Annotated in this window: 1 protein-coding gene; it reads right to left on the bottom strand. The window is 72.3% G+C overall.

The window, feature by feature from the left end; translation table 11 throughout:
• Positions 1–202: 202 nt before the first annotated feature.
• Positions 203–1,363 (bottom strand): S1 family peptidase, encoded by a 1,161-nt coding sequence (locus FOE67_RS25355; RefSeq protein ID WP_182667152.1) that lies wholly within the window; start codon positions 1,361–1,363, stop codon positions 203–205.
• Positions 1,364–1,567 lie beyond the last annotated feature (204 nt).

Here is a 1,567-nt window from a genome sequence, read left to right as displayed (position 1 = left end):
GGGGGATCGTGGGTGCGGAGGCCGTCCACCGGATCTTCCGCCACTGGCTGGGGACCACCGCCGGGCCCGCCCCGGGCGTCGGGGACGTCGACGGCCGGGGCGGAGTCGGCCGGGACGCGTCCGGGAACGCCGGCGGCCCGCCGGACCCCCGTGAGGGGGCCCGGCGGGCCGGGCGGTGAGCTGACCCGGACGGGCCGCCGGGTCAGTTGGTCACGAGGGTCAGACCCCACTGCGACAGCATCGGGTTCACCGGCTGGTGGTAGGTGGTACCACCGGTGCGGCAGTTGCCGGAGCCACCGGAGGTGACACCCTGCGCCTGCGAGCCGGAGATGAACGAGCCGCCGGAGTCACCGGGCTCGGCGCAGGCCGAGGTCCGGGTCAGACCGCTGACGGTGCCCTGGGGGTAGGTCACCGAGGTGTTGTGCTGCTGGATGGTGCCGCAGTGCCAGCCCGTGGTGGAGCCGGAGCGGCAGATGGAGGAGCCGACCGGCTGCTGGGTGGAGCCGGTGACCCGCACGCCGGTGCTGCTGGAGGTCCGCACCCAGGAGGTGGGGGTCCAGTTGCTGTTGACGGCGACCCAGGCCATGTCGCGGCCGGGGAAGACCGAACCGCGGAAGGTGCCCTGGGCGGCGCGGTTGTAGCCGGTGGTGGTGGCACCGACGCCACCGCAGTGGCCGGCGGTCACGAAGCCGGGGGTGCTGCCCTGGCGGACGGAGAAGCCGACCGAGCAGCGGCCGCTACCGATGTAGTAGGGGTCACCGCCGATCAGGTCGTAGAACGGCTGGGGCTGCTCCTCGGACTCGACGATCTCCACCACGGAGGTGTCGACGCCGTTGGCCTCGACCCAGTCCGCGGCGGCGGTGGTGTCGGAGGCGTGCACGACCACCTTGTTGGTGGGTACGTCCACGTACCAGAGCGGGGCGTTGTCGGTCGGGTTGACCTCGGCGGCCTCGTCGAGGAGTTCCTTGACGGACTCCAGCTCCTCCAGGCTGTGCTCGACGACCTTCGCCTCGGCGCCGGCGGCGCGGATCTCCGCGGCCTCGGTGCTGTCGCTGGTGGCGACGACCAGGTCGGTGGTCCCCTCGGCCAGCCAGGAACCGGCGTAGCCGTCGAGGTCGGCGCTGAGATCCTGGTCCAGGACGGCCGCGTCGAGTTCCTCGACGATCCGGACCTTCGCCTCGTCGGCGGTCAGGCCCAGGTCGCGCTGCATGGCCTCGAGCACTCCGTCGGGCAGCTCGGCGGCGGCCTTCTCGGCGCGCTCGGCGAGCGTGGTCTCCTCGGAGGCCATCGCGGGCATCGTGGTCAGGGCCAGGGCGGTGGCCGCCAGCACCGAGCCGATGGCGATACGTCGGTTTCGACGCATGCTGATCTCCCTTGTGTGTGGGGGGTTGTGGGGGTGGTGGTGCGGGAGTTCGCATGGGATGCGAATGATGCAAATGGTGCGGATGGAACGGGATGAAGCGGGATGGTGCCTGTCCGCCGTCGTCACCGGTGGGGTCGTGGTGGCGAGGCGGTGGGAGGCGCGGGTGGGGATCCGCGCTCCCGGTGGGGGTTGACCGCCGGGGGG

Origin of the sequence: Streptomyces calidiresistens, assembly GCF_014141525.1 — a bacterium.
GTDB classification, from domain to species: domain Bacteria; phylum Actinomycetota; class Actinomycetes; order Streptomycetales; family Streptomycetaceae; genus Streptomyces; species Streptomyces calidiresistens.
Note: the sequence above shows the minus strand (reverse complement) of the source record. Positions and strands in the feature narration are given on the sequence as shown.